Annotated in this window: 13 protein-coding genes, 1 tRNA gene and 1 riboswitch; of the genes, 6 read left to right on the top strand and 8 right to left on the bottom strand. The window is 39.8% G+C overall.

All coding sequences use genetic code 11. The features are described 5' to 3' along the window. Window positions 1-205: 205 nt before the first annotated feature. From dapB to asd, 3 genes are read right to left on the bottom strand one after another with little or no spacing between them, the layout of a single operon-like run. Complete coding sequence (gene dapB, locus ACYQ0H_RS02780; RefSeq protein WP_459811320.1) at window positions 206-964, bottom strand: 4-hydroxy-tetrahydrodipicolinate reductase; 759 nt, start codon at window positions 962-964, stop codon at window positions 206-208. Window positions 965-1022: 58 nt separating this feature from the next. After that, the gene (gene dapA, locus ACYQ0H_RS02775; RefSeq protein ID WP_459811319.1) at window positions 1023-1913 is read right to left on the bottom strand and encodes a 4-hydroxy-tetrahydrodipicolinate synthase; all 891 of its coding nucleotides are present in this window, start codon (window positions 1911-1913) and stop codon (window positions 1023-1025) included. 40 nt (window positions 1914-1953) lie between these two features. Next, a complete protein-coding gene (asd, locus tag ACYQ0H_RS02770; protein WP_459811318.1) occupies window positions 1954-3036 on the bottom strand; it encodes an aspartate-semialdehyde dehydrogenase in 1083 nt (360 codons plus the stop codon). Between the two features lie 174 nt (window positions 3037-3210). After that, window positions 3211-3400, bottom strand: a riboswitch (Lysine riboswitch). A gap of 135 nt (window positions 3401-3535) precedes the next feature. Here asd and queA point away from each other — a divergent pair. The 4 genes from queA to ACYQ0H_RS02750 all read left to right on the top strand — a co-directional run bounded on the left by queA (window position 3536) and on the right by ACYQ0H_RS02750 (window position 7402). Further along, window positions 3536-4579, top strand: a complete 1044-nt coding sequence (gene queA / locus ACYQ0H_RS02765) for a tRNA preQ1(34) S-adenosylmethionine ribosyltransferase-isomerase QueA (RefSeq protein WP_459811317.1) — start codon at window positions 3536-3538, stop codon at window positions 4577-4579. Between the two features lie 168 nt (window positions 4580-4747). Then, window positions 4748-4831, top strand: a tRNA-Leu gene (locus tag ACYQ0H_RS02760). Window positions 4832-5036: 205 nt separating this feature from the next. After that, window positions 5037-6203 (top strand): FtsX-like permease family protein, encoded by a 1167-nt coding sequence (locus ACYQ0H_RS02755; protein WP_459811316.1) that lies wholly within the window; start codon window positions 5037-5039, stop codon window positions 6201-6203. A 5-nt stretch (window positions 6204-6208) separates the two neighbouring features. Then, window positions 6209-7402: a hypothetical protein gene (locus ACYQ0H_RS02750; protein ID WP_459811315.1), complete on the top strand. Its 1194-nt coding sequence runs from the start codon at window positions 6209-6211 to the stop codon at window positions 7400-7402. 160 nt (window positions 7403-7562) lie between these two features. Here the strand turns inward: ACYQ0H_RS02750 and ACYQ0H_RS02745 are convergent, their stop codons facing one another. Both ACYQ0H_RS02745 and ACYQ0H_RS02740 read right to left on the bottom strand, forming a co-directional pair. Further along, entirely contained in the window at window positions 7563-10529 is a 2967-nt protein-coding gene (locus ACYQ0H_RS02745) for an ABC transporter permease (RefSeq protein WP_459811314.1), read from the bottom strand. 41 nt (window positions 10530-10570) lie between these two features. Next, window positions 10571-11623 (bottom strand): efflux RND transporter periplasmic adaptor subunit, encoded by a 1053-nt coding sequence (locus tag ACYQ0H_RS02740; protein WP_459811313.1) that lies wholly within the window; start codon window positions 11621-11623, stop codon window positions 10571-10573. A gap of 348 nt (window positions 11624-11971) precedes the next feature. On the opposite strand from ACYQ0H_RS02740, the gene ACYQ0H_RS02735 reads away from it, so the two are divergent. Then, window positions 11972-12850 (top strand): leucine-rich repeat domain-containing protein, encoded by an 879-nt coding sequence (locus ACYQ0H_RS02735; protein WP_459811312.1) that lies wholly within the window; start codon window positions 11972-11974, stop codon window positions 12848-12850. Window positions 12851-12958: 108 nt separating this feature from the next. Here ACYQ0H_RS02735 and ACYQ0H_RS02730 read toward each other — a convergent pair whose 3' ends face one another. The 3 genes from ACYQ0H_RS02730 to ACYQ0H_RS02720 all read right to left on the bottom strand — a co-directional run bounded on the left by ACYQ0H_RS02730 (window position 12959) and on the right by ACYQ0H_RS02720 (window position 17838). Further along, entirely contained in the window at window positions 12959-15577 is a 2619-nt protein-coding gene (locus ACYQ0H_RS02730; protein WP_459811311.1) for a hybrid sensor histidine kinase/response regulator, read from the bottom strand. A 136-nt stretch (window positions 15578-15713) separates the two neighbouring features. Then, window positions 15714-16079, bottom strand: coding sequence for an Hpt domain-containing protein (locus ACYQ0H_RS02725; RefSeq protein ID WP_459811310.1), 366 nt, complete (start codon window positions 16077-16079; stop codon window positions 15714-15716). Window positions 16080-16164: 85 nt separating this feature from the next. Further along, window positions 16165-17838, bottom strand: coding sequence for a putative bifunctional diguanylate cyclase/phosphodiesterase (locus ACYQ0H_RS02720; protein ID WP_459811309.1), 1674 nt, complete (start codon window positions 17836-17838; stop codon window positions 16165-16167). Between the two features lie 563 nt (window positions 17839-18401). On the opposite strand from ACYQ0H_RS02720, the gene ACYQ0H_RS02715 reads away from it, so the two are divergent. After that, the gene (locus tag ACYQ0H_RS02715; RefSeq protein ID WP_459811308.1) at window positions 18402-19121 is read left to right on the top strand and encodes a LytR/AlgR family response regulator transcription factor; all 720 of its coding nucleotides are present in this window, start codon (window positions 18402-18404) and stop codon (window positions 19119-19121) included. Window positions 19122-19205: the final 84 nt, after the last annotated feature.

The following is a 19205-nucleotide window of genomic DNA, read 5'->3' as shown; positions in this document are numbered from 1 at the left end:
TCAAAATTATGCATTGCCGAAGTTCTATTTATAATAAAAGTAAGGTTTGTTCTATTTTAACTGCCAATTTTTATTTCAAAAAATAAAGCGCAAAAGCTTTTGTTATAACGGAATTTGTATCTTGATCAAGAGTTGTTTAATTACTGTTTTGGATACTATAAAAAACAGCGGACATAATTTTAAGTCCGCTGCGGTTTGTATTGTCTCAGCTTTCCTTCAGCAGGTCGCTCATAGCGTATAGTCCTGCCTGTTTACCTTTAAGGAATATTGCTGCATTTACCGAACCTACGGCAAATACGGATTTTGAATGGGCTTCGTGCTTGAGTGAAATTACTTCGTCGCGTCCTGCGAATATTATTTCATGCTCGCCTACTATCGTGCCGCCTCTTATTGCGTGCATACCGATCTCATTTTTAGTTCTTTTTGCTCTTACCGAATGTCTGTCATAAACGTAATTGTATTTATCCCCCAGCTCAGAATTTATAGCGTCCGCAAGCATTATAGCAGTGCCGCTCGGAGCGTCGATCTTCTGATTATGATGCTTTTCCAGTATTTCAATATCAAACTGACCGCCTAAAACCTTAACGGCTCGTTTTGCAAGGTCTGCCAGAAGATTGATCCCGAGTGACATATTGAATGTAAAGAAAATAGGAATACTTTCAGCAGCTTTATGTATTTTTGAGATCTGTTCCTTTGAATAGCCTGTTGTAGCTATAACGGCTGCTACTCCGTTTGTAAGACAGTATTCAAGCAGCTCGTCAAGCAGGGAAGGATGTGAAAAATCAATTATAACGTCCGGCTTGATTTCAAGCTTTGATATTTTTTCGTAAACCGGGAAATCGGCGTAGCGTTCTGCGATTTTATCTACACCGGAGGTTACACGGCAGTCGCTGCGGTTTGAGATTATATCATAAATTACCCTGCCCATTTTTCCACAGGCTCCGCATATAGCTATATCGGTCATTTTAATCATTCCTTTCTAAATAAACAGGGCGAAAACAGAATTCGCCCTGTATTTCATATTACTTGATAAGTCCTATAGACTTCATAGAATCGGCAAGCTGCTTTTTCTTAGCGTCGCTCATTTCGACAAGAGGAAGTCTGCATGGTCCTGCATTAAAGCCCATAAGATTCAGCGCTTCCTTTACGGGAATCGGGTTAACATCGCAGAACAGCATTGAAGTAAAGTCGTGTATTTTAAACGCTTTTGCTCTGGCTTCTTTGTAATTGTTTTCAAGACAGAGCTTGCAGATTTCGTGAGTTTCAAATGGCAGGCAGTTTGAAAGAACTGAGATAACGCCTTTTCCGCCAAGGGACATGATAGGAATTATCTGATCGTCATTTCCGGAATAGATGTCGAGAGAATCACCGCACAGTGCGGCTATCTCGGCTATCTGTCCTATGTTACCGCTTGCCTCCTTTACGGCGGCTATATTGTCAAGCTTAGCAAGCTCGGCACAGGTTTTAGGAGCGATATTTACACCGGTTCTTGATGGTACATTATACATTATTATAGGTATGGAAACTGCATTTGCAATTTCAGTATAGTGTCTTACAAGTCCTGCCTGAGAGGTCTTATTGTAATAAGGCGTAACTACCAGCAGGGCGTCTACACCAAGCTCTTCGGCTTTTTTGGAAAGATTGACTGCATATTCAGTATGATTTGAGCCTGTTCCTGCAATAACAGGAACTCTCTTATTGGTTTTCTCAACTGCATACCGGATACATTCAATATGCTCGTCATCGGTCATTGTAGCGCTTTCACCTGTAGTTCCGCAGATAATAATTGCGTCAGTGCCGTTGTCGATATTAAAATCTATCAGACGTCCCAGCTCATCAAAATTGATCGAACCGTCGGCGTTCATAGGTGTAATTATAGCTACTCCGGCACCTGTAAAAATAGTGTTTTTCATAAGTGAACTCCTTTCAGAAAGTTCTATGTCATTATGTGAATTAGTCGAAATATCCCTTAGCCGCAAGAAGCTCTGCCAGCAGAACAGCTCCTCCTGCCGCACCCCTCAGGGTATTGTGTGAAAGGCAAACGAATTTATAATCGTACTGGCTGTCCTCGCGCAGTCTGCCGATAGAAACTGCCATTCCGTTTTCAAGATTTCTGTCAAGCTTAGCCTGCGGCCTGTCGTCTTCTGTAAAGTAGTTAAGGAACTGCTTCGGAGCAGACGGCAGTTCAAGCTCCTGCGGAATACCGCTGAAATTCTTCCAGGCTTCAAGGATCTCGTCCTTTGAGGGTTTGTTTTCAAAGGATACAAAAACTGCGGCAGTATGTCCGTCGGAAACGGGAACTCTCAGGCACTGAGTTGTAATTGAGGGTGAAGCTGCGTCAACGATCTTATCTCCCTCGATATGTCCCCAGATCTTAAGCGGCTCTTTTTCGGATTTTTCTTCTTCCCCTCCGATATAAGGTATTACATTGTCGAGAATTTCAGGGAATGATTCAAAGGTCTTACCGGCTCCTGAAATTGCCTGATAGGTGCAGGCGAGAGCTTTTGTAACCTTGTATTTGTCCATAAGAGGAGCAAGCGCGGGAACGTAGCTCTGAAGCGAGCAGTTTGATTTAACCGCAATAAAGCCCTTCTTTGTACCCAAACGCTTTCTCTGAGCGGAGATAATCTCGATATGCTCCGGATTTACCTCTGGGATAACCATAGGAACATCGTCGGTATGGCGGTGAGCCGAGTTGTTTGAAACAACGGGACATTCAGCCTTAGCGTATTTTTCTTCAAGAGCCTTGATGTCATCCTTTTTCATATCTACTGCGCAGAAAACAAAATCGACCATAGAAGCTATTTTTTCAACATCTTCTTCGGCGTTCATAACAGTCAGCTCGCCGATAGCTTCGGGCATTGGCTCAGAAAGCTTCCACTTTCCGGCAACTGCGTCTTTAAGCTTCTTTCCGGCAGAGCGCGGAGAAGCTGCTACACATACTACATTGAACCATGGGTGTTTATCAAGAATAACGGAAAACCTCTGTCCTACCATTCCGGTTGCGCCAATGATTCCAACATTTAATTTCTTCATTGCAAAAAAACTCCTTTAAAAATAGTTAGTTGTTTTTGTGTGCATTATCGCTAAAATAAAGTCTTATTACGGCGTAAATTTGCACAAAACATAAAATTTAAACAAACAATAAAAAAACTGGTTGAAAACCAGCTCATCATACAATATAATAAGAATGTTGACACATTTAAATAATATGCCGATAGCACTCCATCATAAGTAATGATGACAACTGGAGTTCTGTTAAAACTACAGTCAGCAGTCAGGTATCCCAAGCCTGTGCTTCGGCAGTCGCACCTTTCACATTTAAGAATAAGCTTTGGGAAGCTGTGATGTCAGACATCTCAAAAATGCTACTGATTTTGACCGCACCTCTATCTGTTCTGTTTAATCATAACAAATAATATGCCGTATGTCAAGACTATTAGCAGAAAATTTATTAATATTTTGTAAAACAACCGAATATGCAGCTAAGAATCGCTGTTTATTCTTTCTGCAAGCAGGAAACGGAGATAAGATCATGCTGGATTTAAAAAATATGAAGAAATCTGATTTTAATTATGAGCTGCCGGAGGAGCTTATTGCCCAGACTCCTATAGAGCCGAGAAATGCGTCAAGGATGATGAAAATCGGCCGTGCAGACGGAGGAATAGAACACAGCCGTTTCTATAATTTATGTAATTACCTCAAGAAAGGTGATTTGTTGGTTCTAAACGATTCCAGAGTCCTTCCGGCAAGAATTTACGGTGAGAAGGCGGACAACGGCTCATTTATCGAATTTCTTCTGCTTGAACAGAAAGGAAATATGAAATGGGAAATACTTTGCCGTCCCGGAAAAAAGGCAAAGATCGGTACGCGCTTTGTATTCGGGGGAGGAAAGCTTTCCGCCGTAATAACCGATATTCTTGAAGACGGCAACAGAATAGCCGAATTTGAATGCGAGGGAAGTTTTTTTGCTGCGCTTGACGAAATCGGTCAGATGCCGCTGCCTCCGTATATCAAAGAAAAGCTTGCCGACAAGGAGCGTTATCAGACAGTTTATTCACACGAAATAGGTTCTTCCGCAGCGCCTACGGCAGGACTCCATTTTACAAAAGATATGCTAGAAGATATTCAAGCGAGAGGAATAAACATAGCGTATGTTACACTTCATGTAGGACTGGGAACCTTTCGGCCTGTAAAGGAGGACAGGGTACTTGAACATAAAATGCACAGCGAACACTATGAAATACCAGAGAGAACCGCTATGATGATCAATGAAACTAAAAAGCACGGCGGCAGGGTAATTGCGGTAGGGACAACCTCCTGCAGAACTCTTGAAAGTGTTGCGACGTTTTACGGAGAGATCAAGCCATGTGAAGGATATACTGATATATTTATTTACCCGGGGTACAATTTCAAGGTCCTTGATGGACTTATCACAAATTTTCATCTTCCTGAAAGTACGCTTATAATGTTGGTTTCCGCTTTTTTGGGATACGAAAACACAATGAACGCTTACAAAATTGCGGTAAAGGAAAAGTATAGGTTTTTCTCATTCGGGGATTGTATGTTGATTTTGTAACAGGCAGATTTTATAAGGCGAATTCTATACGGAAATAGTATTTGACCTTTTAATGGAAAAATATTTTCGCTTAGATAAAATTGAAATTAACAAATTGTAAAACCAAAAATAATCGCACAAAAGCTATTGACAAACTTAATATCAGATGCTATAATAGTAAAGTCGATTGCGGCAGTGCTGGAATAGGCAGACAGGCACGTTTGAGGGGCGTGTGTCTTCGACGTACGGGTTCAAGTCCCGTTTGCCGCACCAATTATGTTTAAAGAGCGGAATCCACAATTCATTTGTAATTTGTGGATTCCGTTCTTTTATTTGTTAATAACTGTATGTTAGAATATAAGAGTCTCTGTAAAAATAACAAAGATTGAGGTAGTGTATTGAAATATGTTAAAATATATGATATAATTAAATATACAAGGTAGGATTTTCTCAGCAGTGATATTTCAAAGGAGGATAAATGAAATACATATTTAAGAATATAAAAAGCTTTGTACAGAATAATATTTTATTTTTTTGCTTGTTTATAATTTGTCAAATAACATCATTTATTGTTTTGCTGTTTTCGTTCGGAGCTTTTCAAAACTTCAAAATTATTAAAAATCAAACGATTGAACAAACCTCCTTTGAGATATGCTTTGGAAATTTAATAGAACAATTCCGATATGATGACGGCAGTATATGTTGTACAGGCGACGGAAGCGTTGATAACGGTTCTGTAAAAAAGCTTCTTGATCTCCTTGATGAAAAAACTCTTGAGGAACTGGAGTTGATTGTTTATTTTCCGTATTTTAATAATACCGATCTTAAGTTTGCCGAAGGATATGATCATATATCCGTTGCTTTCAGATTAAAATATCTTAAAGATGAAAAAACTTTAGCGCCGTACGGCAGCTCGTCTGTAAGCTCGGGAGTTCCGTTGACATATGAGGAATTTATGCAGGGCAGCAATAAAATAACCTTGCCATGTGATTATAGTCAGGAATACCTTGGAGCTGACGTTATCATAGCAGACAAGCATTATGTGGTTTGCGGAATAGAAACTATGGATGATTTTATTGGAATGTCTTATTTTAACTCTCCGAACGATATAGACGGTATTGAAAATATAAGCTTTTACTTTAATGACCTAGCAACAAAATCAGCATATAACGATATTGCTGACGCCTGTAAAGAGGTATATGGAGATTATGCATATGTACCGAAAATAGAAACCGTATCATCAGACAAACTGCCATTTTACAATTCAATAATGGCGGTATCAGTTTTGCTTGCGCTGCTTTCAGCCGTTACTCTTATGCTATTATATAAATATGTTCTGCAAAAACGAAGCAGAACTATTGCTATATTAAGACTGAATGGGTGCAGCAAAGGAAAATCAAGAAGAATTTGTATAGCAGAAATTATTATTATTTCCCTGATATGCGCGGTGATTGCCTACGCTTTGTATTTTGGTTTTTTAATTCATGTGTTATCGCACTACTTAATATATATCAAAGCTGTTTACAGTACCAAAAATATTGCTGTTATGTTTGCGGTAAATGTGCTTGCAGTTTATATGGTTACAAATATAATGATAGTACGTCAGCTTTCAGCTAAACCTGTTGAACAGTTAAAGGAGAGGTGACGGAAATGATAAAATATTCAATGAAGCTGCTTAGAAGAAACCTGCTGACAAATATTTTTATAGCTTTGCAAATCGCAGTTACACTTTTAATGATAATTTTAAGCGTGTCATCTGTTATGTCTAAAATAGAATATTATCTGCCTTTGAGAAAGGTTCTTTCTTCTGAAGGTATGTGTCTTTTTGCTTCAGGATCTTATATTGATGATCTTTCAAATTACTATAGCTATAATGATATAATAAATATAAGCGATAATATTGAAGAAATATACAGTACGGAAACCACTGATTTCCTTATGATACCAAATACAGAAAATGAAGATGAGGCACATCCTGATTTTGTTGTTTACAATAAGAATATGTATGACCTTTACAAACCGCAAATGCAAGAGGGGAAATGGCTGTCCGATATCAAAGGCGATAAAAACTATATAAGCGCCGTTGTAAGCTATTCCAGTAAGTATAATGTAGGCGATACTATTGAAGTATATGACTACATAGACGAAATTTATTATCCGCTTAAAATTGTAGGAAAAACTGCTCAGAAAGCAAAGTTTATTACTAATTCATCGATAAATGAATTTGCAAAGGATTTCAGAGATCTATACGGAAATATTGAAGGCAATATGATTTTTATAAGACACGACGATATTGAACTTACTCCTATTTCAGTTTCACCGCAGGGAATTATATTTATAAAATACGAGGACGGGCTATCTGATAAAGAAGCCGACGCAATCAAAGGGGAACTGTTCAAAATGGGCGGCTTTCTCAATCTTTCAGACGAACTTAATAAAAAAAGCATTGAATATCTTTCTGAGGATATTATGCTTATCCTTCCTATATGTATCTGCGTGTTTATAATATCTTTAATATGCACTGTAGCATCGTCCGCTATTGCTGCGAAATGCAATATGAAAACGTTTCTGATAACATATATATGCGGAGCAAGATGGAGATCTAATTCACTGATAAGCCTAATAAACTCCGTTATTACATCGCTGGCGGGAGTTGTTTTGGCTGCCGCTGCATATATTGTGATTTCAAAAACTGGTATTGCTGAATACTTCTGCCTTGAATTTACAAAATATGAATTTCTGTTCTGTTTGCCCGTTTTATTAATTAATATAATTCTGCCGGTTATTCTGCCGTTATGGATAATTTCCAAACAGACGCCTAAGGAACTTATAACAGAGGAGTAAGGAAAAGCATGATAAAATTCTTAGTGAAGAACACCTCATATTGCAGCTTATCAAAGGAAAGTAAGCTATATTAAAAAACACAGTCCATAGGCAGTAAAGCCGATGGACTGTGTTTTTTTGTGAGCCGCAAATAAAGCTTTTTCTTAATTACAACAGATAGTTAATCTTCTCCGAGCTTCAGTGCCTGAGAAATTTTTATCTTTGAGATCAGCCTTCCGAGAACGATAAATCCTGTTAGCAGCATTAGTCCGATAACAGCATAAAGCTTGAGGTAATCGCTTCTCAGCGGTATTACAGCGAATCCTGGGACCTGCTCCGAGGCATTATACAGCGATTGGAAAAGCGGTACGAACAAGTCGCTGGCAAAACCTCCGATAAATATTGCAGCGAATATGGAAACTCCGGAAACCAGCAGCTGTTCATAGATTATCATCGCTATTACTTCTCCGTAGCTCATTCCCATTGCTCTAAGGATTCCGAACTGGAGAGTACGGCTCTTTATAGAGAGTATCCAGTAGATAAGGAAGCCTATAATGCACATTATCATAATTATTATAAATCCGAGGGTGAGCGCTCCGTTCATTCCCTGAAGCATAGGGTCGGTTTTCTCACTTATGATCTCCTGACTTTTTACGTTTAGCATTGTAGGAGTTATTTTACTGTCCTCAATGGATCTATAGAATTCCTCAGTTGTTACGCTGTCGTCGAGATCTATCCAGACCTGATAAGGTTCAACCGCAGTCTGAACTCTTACATAGTCGAAATTCATAACTGCGAAATCCTTGTAGTTCCCGTTTTCGTCAGTTTCATACGGGTTCATTGCAGGCCAGTAATCCACGAAAGCGAGTACAGTGACTTCAAATGACTCGTTTGAACCCCAAGAGCAATTTACAGTATCGCCAAGCTCAAGTCCGTATTTATCCCTGAACGAGGAGGAAAGGATAACTCCTGCATTGTATTCGCTCAAAGCGTTGAGATATTCGTTTATGTGGGCAGGAAGAAGTCTTTCTTCAAACCAGCATACCTTTGAAAATTCGCTGGGTATAACGGTCATTAGCTTTACCCTGTCAGAATAGTCGCTTGTTCTGGCTGAGGACTGATAGTCCTGCATAAAGTCCTCGCGGTCTTTTTCCTCATCGTTCTTCGATGAACTGGAAGCAACTTTCATTTTACTGCTCTGAATAGTTATGCCGTCTTTTACAAATACCTTGGTTGCGGTATTTACGCCGGCAAGATTTTCAAAACGCTCGAAAACGGGTTCTATATATTCAATGCTTTCTTCGCCTTCAGTTTCCTCTTCTTCTGAAACTTCTTGAGTGCTCTGCAAAGCTCCGGCGGCAGACTGAGGGGGGGAAACGGAAGAGGATGTCTTGCTGCTTTCCCATTCCTCGGCTATCGTTACGTCTGCGCCTGTAGAATATGAAACTCTTTCTTCGGCGTTTCGGTTGAGCGCTCTTGCAGTATTAGCGAAAAATACGCCCAGGGAAACGGTAAGAATAAGGAAGATCATCAGGAAACGTTCCCGTCCGTTGGCACATCTGCCTATATTGTTGAGAGAGACATATGCCGACGGAGACCATATCCGTTTTCCTATTTTGGAAATAAGCCTTATTATTGATGGGTAGATCCTTATAAAAAACAAGCCGAGTCCCAGTATAAATGCTGTAGAAGCAATAAACATAAGGGGATTTACCGTTGCCGTTGTATCGGTAAGACCTTCGGCAATAAGTTTTTCCTGCTGTTTATTGTAAAAATACAGCCAGGCCGCAGAACCGCCTGCAAGAATAAAATCAAGACACAGCTTCTCCCAAAGAGGGAATTTCTTCTTTTTGGACTTTGACTGCTTATGCTCTACAATAGTAGTTTTAGTTGCGGGAACTATAGGTACCATAGTAGTTATAAAGAAGACTATGACCGCAAGTCCTGCGTATAAAAATGCGTCTTTTGTCATTGCTATAGGCAGCGATTTTCTGTTTACAAACTCAAGGAAGCCGTTTGACGCACCTAGGATCCTGCATAGACCCATTCCTGCAAACGGACCTGTTACTGCTGTGATTATACCTAGAAACAGCGATTCCATTGCATAAATAAGCATGATCTGAAACCTGCTTGCTCCTCGGCTCTTGAATACAGCAATCTCGTTTTTTTCCTGCTCAACATTGAGCTGTGAAACCATAAAAAGATAAACCAGTATCATCATTATTACCGGTATCTGCAAAAGCCAGAGAATCAGCCTCAGCTTTGAAGCTCTCTCGCCGTAATCCTCCAGAATTGAAGCGGCAGGAAGATTAAAGGTTATTTTATTATCGCTGTACGCAAGCGCCTGAGCATCGGTCTTTTCCAGCATAGAGGACATATTGTTCATGTTCATGTGCTGGTAGTCCATAGCATAGCGCTGTGAAAATTTGTTTATATTTACCGCTCCGGAATCCAGCGCGCTGCCGTAAAGCAGATCGTAGTCCATAAACATAGTATTAAGGTATTCGCTGTCCAGTCCCTCAGCCCAGTAGGGATCGTTTTCGTCGGCAACATCAAAGGTTCCGACAATTTCTATCTTTATTGAAGCTGAAGAATCAAAAACGTTTGCTATTTCATATACTGTCCCGGTAACGAGTCCCGAAACCTTCAGTGCCTTTTCTGTGGTTATAACCTCGTAAACTCCGTCGCTGCGGCGGTTTTTATCGTACATTCTTCCCGATTTTACCGCAATATGCTCGTCTATTCCGGTCATAGCTCCGAGAGTAAGACGGGAAGCGGATTCGCCTGCCGCGGCCTCTATAGTTGTAACGTACAGATATTCGTCAGATATGTATTTCTTCTGGGTCAGTATAGGGCAGTCAAGATCGTTGTACGATTCTGCGACCAGAGATGATACGCTGTCTATTTCCTTGCGCTGCTTGTCGGCGGAAATGTCGAGAGTTACAGAATAAGAGGTATTATACGCTCCGGGATAAATTTCATTTTCAAGCTGAAAAGCCTCCATGTCCTTTACCAGCATTCTCTGAAGCGAAGCGTTCATATATATCGGAATAGTACTCATCATTGCGCTTGCCATAATAAATCCTATAAGCAGGCAAAGCACCATCCATTTAGTGTTCCGCATTTTGCGGAAAAGCAAAGTAAACATCTGCAATAATCCTTTCAATAAACTGCTTTTATGGTAAAACGTTATCTGAGAACAAGCTCGTCACCCTCGTTAATTCCGGAAACTATTTCGGTCTGCGAACCTGTTTCCAGACCCGTTTCAACCTTGACAGCGGTTTTTTCGCCGTCCTTCAAAACATATACAACTTTATCTCCGTCAACAGTTTTTATAAGATTATTGGATATAACAACAGCGTCCTTTACGCTGTCCTGAATAAGAATACAGTCTGCAAGCTGTCCAACAGAATCCGTAGGGACTTTTTCGGTAAATCTGACATAAACAGTTTCGGTTTCAAAGACAATTGACGTATCGTCTGGTTTATCGTGGCTCTGCGACTGCTCCTCCTGATAATCGGCCAGCTCGTCAGGCGTCATGAAGACCTCACCTTTATAATATTTATCGTCAATTCTGATCTTTACCTCTGTGCCAATTTTATATACTCTGGAATCGTTTGGCTTGATAGCTATGTAAAGTCCTGTTGTATCTATTACTGTAGCTATCGCCTGTCCGGTATTTACGCTGTCTCCTACCCGTACATCGGAAAGAGAAGAAACTATTCCTTTTACCGGAGCTTTAAGTGTTGCGGCTTCTTTCTGAGCATAAAGCTTGTCTAGTTCATTATTAAGCAGTTCTACATCTACATAAGCTTTATCTATTTCCGACTGAGTTCCGCCGTTTTCGTATATTACGTCAACGTTAAGCCGAGCACGTTTGAGATACAGCTCCTTTTCAGCGATCTGATAATCAAGCTCCTGCGTATCAAGCTCGCATATTGGATCGCCTTCTTTTACAGAATCGCCTGCGTGAACATAAAACTTGCTGATCGTTCCGCCCTGCTTCTCGTAGACAAGGTTATACTGTTTTTCTGCGGTAACGGTTCCGGAATTGACGACCTTTTTTTCAAGATCCTTTTTCTGAGCCGTAACCGTGGTATACTTTACTTCACTTGCTTTAACGGTAGGGGCGGGCAGGATCTCCTCCTCGTCCGGAAGCAGATAACAACCCGATGAAAGTAAGGCTATTGCTGCGGTAATTGCAGCACAGGTCATGTTCTTGTATATTTTTGTATTTTTCATAGCTTTGCTCCTTAAATTAATACACTTATATATTTATTATACCAAAATCCGCAGTTGATTTCTATATGTGATTATACAAATTTTCTCCGCTATTTCTGTGACTATTGACTATATATTTAATACAGTGTAATAATGAAATTTATAGGGTAGTATATCTAAAAAGCAATAAAATGAACTAAAGTTTAAGATTACATTTTCTATCGTCTTAGCGAAAACGTTATTTTCATATAAAATAAATAATTTTATGAAAAAACTATTGCATTTCAAAAAAATATGTGCTATAATGTGTATAACTTTTAAAGTTGTTAGCTGATTTTATCATAATTTTATAATTCGGAGGTAGCTGTTATGAAAAATGAGACCGGTCTGATGTTTACTTACAATAAGGTGGAGTATTTTGATATGCAGAATAAACGCAGTGTTGAATACGCTGAGGTCACCGGTTATAACGGCCGTGCAGAAAGGGTGGAGATACCGTGTGAAATAGACGGTATTACAGTAAAAGCTGTTGCTCACGGCGCTTTTTCAGGCTGTGGATTTATAAAGTCGGTCAAAATACCTAATACCGTCAGGGATATATGCTTTGAAGCCTTTTCGGACTGCGTTTCTCTTGAGTGTGTACAAATACCTAAAAGCGTTACTTATATAGGGAACAGGGCGTTCTGCGGCTGCAAGTCGTTAAAATTCCTATCGCTTCCTTCATCTGTTGAAATAATAGGTGATAAAGCGCTGGGATACAGCGATATACAGACAAAAACCGAAGGCTTCTTACTGAGCGGGAAAAAGCTTTCAGCCGTATATAAATACGCTAAAGCAAATCGTTTTGATTTTGAAAAGACCGGAGAGCGTGAATCGCCGTTTACTTATTCTGTAGAAAGGGTCTATGACAGATCAAGCGACAGAAATATAAGATCCGCATGTATAACCAACTACTGCGGAAACGATGAAAACGTAATAGTTCCTTCTGAGATAGACGGATATCCTGTAAAAATAATCGACGGCTGTGCATTTGCAAAGACTTGTGTTAAAACAGTTATTATACCTGAGGGAACGGAAAAAATACTGTCTGGTGCATTCCGCGGCTGTAAAAAGCTTGAAAGCGTATTTCTTCCCAATACGCTAGAATTTATCGGCAGCTATGCTTTTTCGGGCTGCGAAAGGCTTGCGAAAATATCTGTTCCTAAAAATGCAGAGGTTGGCGCAATGGCGTTTGATACCTGTGCATAGTCAAAGACCCGAAATTAGACTTCCGTTATTGTAAAACGTATATATGAAAACCACTTATGATCAATGTCATAAGTGGTTTTTATATTTATTCTATTGTGTCGGGTAAGATCAGCAAAGACGTGAAAGTACAGAGCAAAGCTGCTGAATATCAATAGGCTTGCTTATATGACAGTTCATTCCGGCAGCCAGTACTGCTGAAATATCCTCTGCAAAAGCATTTGCCGTAACCGCAATTATCGGTATCGTCTTTGAATCCGGTCTTTCGGATGCGCGAATCCGCCTTGTTGCTTCACAGCCGTCCATGACCGGCATTTGAACATCCATTAATATGGCGTCAAAATAGCCTTCACCTTTTTCGATAAAACGTTCAAGCGCTTTTTTTCCGTTTTCAGCGCATTCAACAGTCGCTCCGTTCATCTCCAGCAGTGATTGTGCAATTTCCATGTTAATTGCGTTGTCTTCTGCCAGCAGAAGCCGTTTTCCGTTAAGAGTGTTTCCGTCCTCAGCTGCGGCCGATTTTGTCAAACCGAAAGCGCCGTTAGTAACGTTCACCAAAACATTATAAAGAGAAGATTCAAACAGCGGCTTGGCAATAAAAGCATTTGCTCCAGCCGCACGGGCGTCCTCTTCGATCTCAGTCCAATCATATGCAGTAATAATTATTATCGGCGTATCTAAGCCTATTTTTTCACGGATCCTGCGGGTAGTTTCTATTCCGTCCATATCCGGCATTTTCCAGTCTATAAGGCAAACGTCAAATCCGTTTCCTGCTTCCCAATGTGTTATAGCTGTTTTTACCGCTTCTTTTCCGTTCAGAACCCATTCGGCATTGATCTTCATTTTTTCTAAAAGCAAGGCAGTATGCAGACAAACGTCCTTTTCATCATCAACGATAAGTACGTCAAGCGATTCCATATTTATATCCTTGCATTGATAAATATCAACATTGCTTTGCTCAAAAGGAAGTTCGACGGTAAAAGTAGTGCCTTCGTTCGGCTTGCTTTTGACATCTATATTTCCTCCCATAAGCATAACAAGATTAAGAGTAATTGACATTCCAAGTCCGGTACCGCCATACTTTCGGGTGATCGAAGCGTCTGCCTGCTCGAAAGGAACATAGAGCCGTGAAAGTCCGTCCTCGTCCATACCTATACCTGTATCTGATACTACGAAACGCAGCCAGTTCTGATTGTTCCTCTTCGGAAGGTTTGTTACCTCAAGGCTTACTTTTCCGCCGCTGGGAGTAAACTTTATTGCATTGGAAATAAGATTAAGAAGTATCTGATTAAGCCGCAGTGAGTCACCTATATATGTAGTATGCTCTGAAAAACCGGAGGTCCTTTCTGTAAATTCTAGCCCCTTGTCATGAGCCTGCATATATATGACTGATACGAAATCGTTAAGAAACTGGAATAGGTCAAACGGCTCCTGATTTAATCTCATTCGGTTGCTTTCTATACGCGACATATCAAGCACATCGTTGATAAGCATCAGCAAATGCTTTGATGAATAGCTAATTTTTTTAAGGCAGTCCTCAACGCGGAGCCTATCTTCAATAGAAGCGGCAGCTATCGTTGTCATGCCAATTATTGCATTCATAGGAGTCCGTATTTCATGGCTCATACGCGACAGGAAATCACGTTTTGCATTATTTGCGTTTTGAGCGCTTGCCAGAGCGTCCTTAAGCGCCTGATTTATACGCCTCTCCTCTGTTCGGTCAGTCAGTGTCATTATAAACTTATCGCTTTCTTTTCCGCCGACACGGTATATACGAAGCTGAAGCCAGTGAGACTGAGTGCTTTTTGGATAGTTGTATTCGATTATATCGTTCCAGGACTTGCAGTTCTCGGAATATACAGATTTCTTTATTTTGTCTGCGTCAGCTTCGTTCATATAATCAAAAAGAATTTTACGTTCTTCGCGCAGCTTATCAGCAGGTATTCCCAGAACCTTGACCGTACTTCCTGATACAAAATCGCATTGCTTTTTACTGAGTTCAAAAATAAGGAAAGCTTCGTCAACGGTATTGGAGAGAATATCAAACTGCTCATTTTTTTCGTACAGTCTTTGACTGAGCTTTCTGACAGATGATTGAAAATACAATAGACCTGAAGCAGTGGCAACAATAAGAACTATTGACCATGTAAGCGTAGTTCTTCCCATCTTGTTTGCTGAGTTGAAGATATTCTGCTGAGTATCACGGACATAAGACAGTATATTCTGAGCGTTTTCTTCAAATTTATCATACAGCGGATATAGATGCTTTTCTTCGTAATCGGTAATTTTATCTGTATTTGATTCTGGAAGCTCCGCAAACTGCATCAGAAGCTCATGGGCTTCCAGGATTTCATTATATGAATTTCTGAGTGCTACGGTATCCTTCTTAGGCCCGAGATACAGGTTTTCGACGTCGTTCAGCAGATCTTCCATTTCCTTATTCAGATTATTAAGAGCTAAGCTTACTTTTTCAACGTCTTCCGGCTGATTATAAGCCTGAAGGCGTTCTGTTCTGACGCGCATCTGGGCAAGATTTGTTCTTATATTTCCGACATCACCGTTTACTGTAAAAGGATGCTCGGTAAGCAGAGCCATCTGTGTGGACAGGTGCTGGTTGCCGAAAATCGTTACTACAAAAAACAGCAGCATAAGTAAAAGCAGCAATATAGTACCTATTAACGTGAATTTTCTTATCAAAGTAATTTCCTGTCTGACTTTAGGTCTGTTCATATTAATCTTATCCTTTTTAACATTATTTTTCAGAACGATCAAAAACTTTTTTATACGGCGGCTGATCACAGCTATAAAGATCAGTTTAAAGGAAAATAAAGCACATCGCCGGATAAGAAGAAATCAACAATTCAAATCAATCAGAAGCTGTAAGTAATTCTCTTAGCCTTTCAACTTCGGTAAATGAGGTCAGTATATCTTGGTAAAGGGCAGGGTAGTCATTACGCGGCTCGCGTGAGCGCAGCGGCTCGACAATTCTGTTTATTGTTTTATAATACGGGGTAAGTCCGAGATTTGCAGCTACTCCTTTGAGAGTATGTGCGGCTTCAAAGGCTTTTTCAAGATCTCCGCATTCGATCGCGCCGCCCAGCTTTTTCAGATTATCGTCCTGAAACAGCATATTGAATATTTTCATATACATAGCCTCATTCGACATGAAACGCTCCATGACCGAATCACAGTCGCCGCCGTAGCTTTCAAATATCTCACGAAATTTTTTCACTGGCTTGATACGTCCTTTCAAGGATTTGATCTACAGCATCAGGCGCTGTAGGCTTCGGCAGATTTACTGTAATGCGGCAATATACTCAGCACAGCGTATATATATCTTCGCTGCGCAGGAGCTCTTCAAAGCTGCAAGCAGGCATTGGTCTGGAGAAAAAGTAACCCTGAGCCTGATCGCAACCCAGATCTCTGAGCCGTTCAAGCTGTTCCGAGGTTTCAACTCCCTCGGCTATAACGCTCAGATCCATACTATTGGCAAGATCAATAATAAATTTAAGGATTCTCTGATCGGAAGCCGCAGTTTCGTTCTGGATAAATTTCATATCTAACTTTAGAATATCCAAAGGCATTTGGTTAAGCATATTCAGCGATGAATAACCGCTTCCGAAATCGTCCATTTCAATAACAAATCCGTACCTGCGAAGCTCGCTTACCGTCTGTATTATCTGTTCAGGATTGTCCGTATAGGCGCTTTCTGTTATTTCAAGATGAAGACGCGACGGAGGAATATCGTAGCGTCGTACAATATCAAGAAGCGTATCAGTAATATCGGCATTATATATATCCGCTCTAGAAACGTTTACAGAAACCGGTATGGCGGGATAGCCGTTATCGTCCCATTTCCTCAGTTCCTCACATACTTTTTCCCAGACAAATTTATCAAGCTTTGAAATAAAGCCGTTTTTTTCAAAGAGAGGTATAAATTCAGACGGCGGCTGCAGTCCCCACTCCGGGTGTTCCCAACGTACAAGCGCTTCGGCTCCGCTGAGCTGCCGGTCTGTTATTCTGTACTTTGGCTGAAGATAAACTACAAACTGACCGTCTGAAAGCGCAGATTCCATGCTGTCGGTTATCGATTGCTCTTTCAGAAGCTTTGTGCGAAGTTCGCTGCCGTATTTTGCAAAATATTTTCCGTACTGTCCTTTTATGCTTCGTGCCGCAAGCAGAGCGCGGTCACACATCTGCTCCACAGGAATTAAACGGTCTTTTACTTCATATACTCCGTATTTCAGCACTATTGCTTTATATCCCGACATATTTTTTATCATTGAACATGATTCGATAAACATATCGTCGCTGTAATCCCAGTGATGTTCCAGCAGACACACGAACTGATCTGCGTCAAGCCTTCCGAATATTCCGTGTTCACCGACATATCTTCGGTAAACGTCCGCTACAGATCTGAGAAGATTATCACCGGCTTTGATTCCGTATATATCGTTTACCAGCTTGAAATTTTCTATATCTGAACAAATTATATCATATTTCTGCTCGGGGTGCTGAAGTATTATCTCTTTGATCTGCTGATAAAAAAATTCTTTGTTGTAAGCTCCCGTAAGCTTATCATACTTGAATTGGTTAATCATAGCAGCGGTCTCACGCAGACGGATTATTCCCGCGACCCTGTGAAGGATTATCTGGCTTTTATACGGTTTGGCTACAAAATCCGTTGCGCCGTGCGAAAGAGCGGCGACCTCGTCCGCTTCTCCGTCGCTCTGAGTGGTAACTATGACCGGTATAGATGAGAATAAAGGATCTTCCCTGATCGCAGATAAGAAAGCGTAGCCGTCCATGACAGGCATTACTATATCGAGAAGTATCAGCGATATATCATTGTTATGCTCCTTTAAAACTTTCAGTGCGTCCTGTCCGTTTTCCGCTTCCAGTACCCTGTATCGGGAAGCAAGAATAGCGCATAGCGTCATTCGGTTAACAGCATTGTCTTCTACTACCAGGATCGTCTTCTGCGATATCATACTTTACCATCTCTTTACTTTAATTTAAGACCGGATATTTTCATATTCTTTTTTATTCAATTTAAACTTCACTAATTATATTCTATCACGGTTTATCTATAATTGCAATCTTTTTTTTAAATTTGTCGGTTTTGATATATTTTTAAGGTTTGGAAGCGTCAGGATTATCTCTTTTTACCTTAAAAAAGGGATATATGCGATCTGCTGCCGCTTACTGCTATTATACAGTATTTTCTGGAATAATACAATATATTTTCTAAAAATATGTAACGCTCGAATTTTTTTCTACAAACCTGTATAATTTTCGGCAGATTATTTGTGCATATTTACGATTGCTTTGTATTATATACTGCTCTGATTTAAATGGAACAAAAGTAAAATATTTCTATGAAAATAATTATTATTAAATTTAATTTGTTGTGGATATTGTCTACAGACTTTCAATTTTTTTGTGCAATCAAACAAAAAATTCGCTTTTTTCTGTAATCGTTTGCACTATTCGGCCTTTTTGATTGTTAAATATTATAGAGTGTATTTTTTAATAATTGACAGGATGTGCTTATATGATAAAAGTAGCCGTCATCTGCAAATCTATTTATGACAGTAGTTTGATCAAGGAAACACTGGCAAGATACGATATAAAGTATGACTCAAGCTTGAATATTTCCTGTTTTGATTCAAACGGCAGGCTGCTGCGGGAATATTCAAAGTTCAACAGGTTTGATCTTATCTTTATCTGTATCGGTTCTTTTGACAGCGCTTCAGATATTTCAGGAATTGAGCTTGCCGGTAAGATAAGGAACTGTTATTTAGATGAAACGGCGGAACTGGTTTTTATATCGGATACAGAAGTAAAAGCTGTTGATACTATAAAATTAAAGCCTTTTGACTATTTGATCTCACCGCTTACAGAATCAGAGGTAACTGCTTGCATCGATAGGTTTATAATAGGTCACTGCAGCTGCAGAAGCTTTAGATTTATTAAAAACCGAATGGAAAATACGATCATGATCTCTCGGATACGTTATATTCAAAGCAGCGGAAAGCATATTATTATTCATACATTCAATGAAAATATCGAAATATACGGTAAAATATCTGAATTGATGAATGATGAATGCTTTAGAAGCTTTATACTGATCCATAAATCTTTTCTTGTTAATCCGGTTTATATCGAACAGTTTTCGGGCAGCAGGGTATTTATTTACGGAAGCGAAAGAGAAGAGCTTCCTATAAGCAAAAACCGGCAGGAAGATGTAAAGAAGAAACTGTTGAAGATCTAAATTTATTGTAAAGATAGCTTTGTAAAAAGTTACATATACTCAGGTGCGTGATCTCTGAAATATATTGAAATTATCCAATGTCGT

Source organism: Hominimerdicola intestinalis, assembly GCF_054655215.1.
Note: the sequence above shows the minus strand (reverse complement) of the source record. Positions and strands in the feature narration are given on the sequence as shown.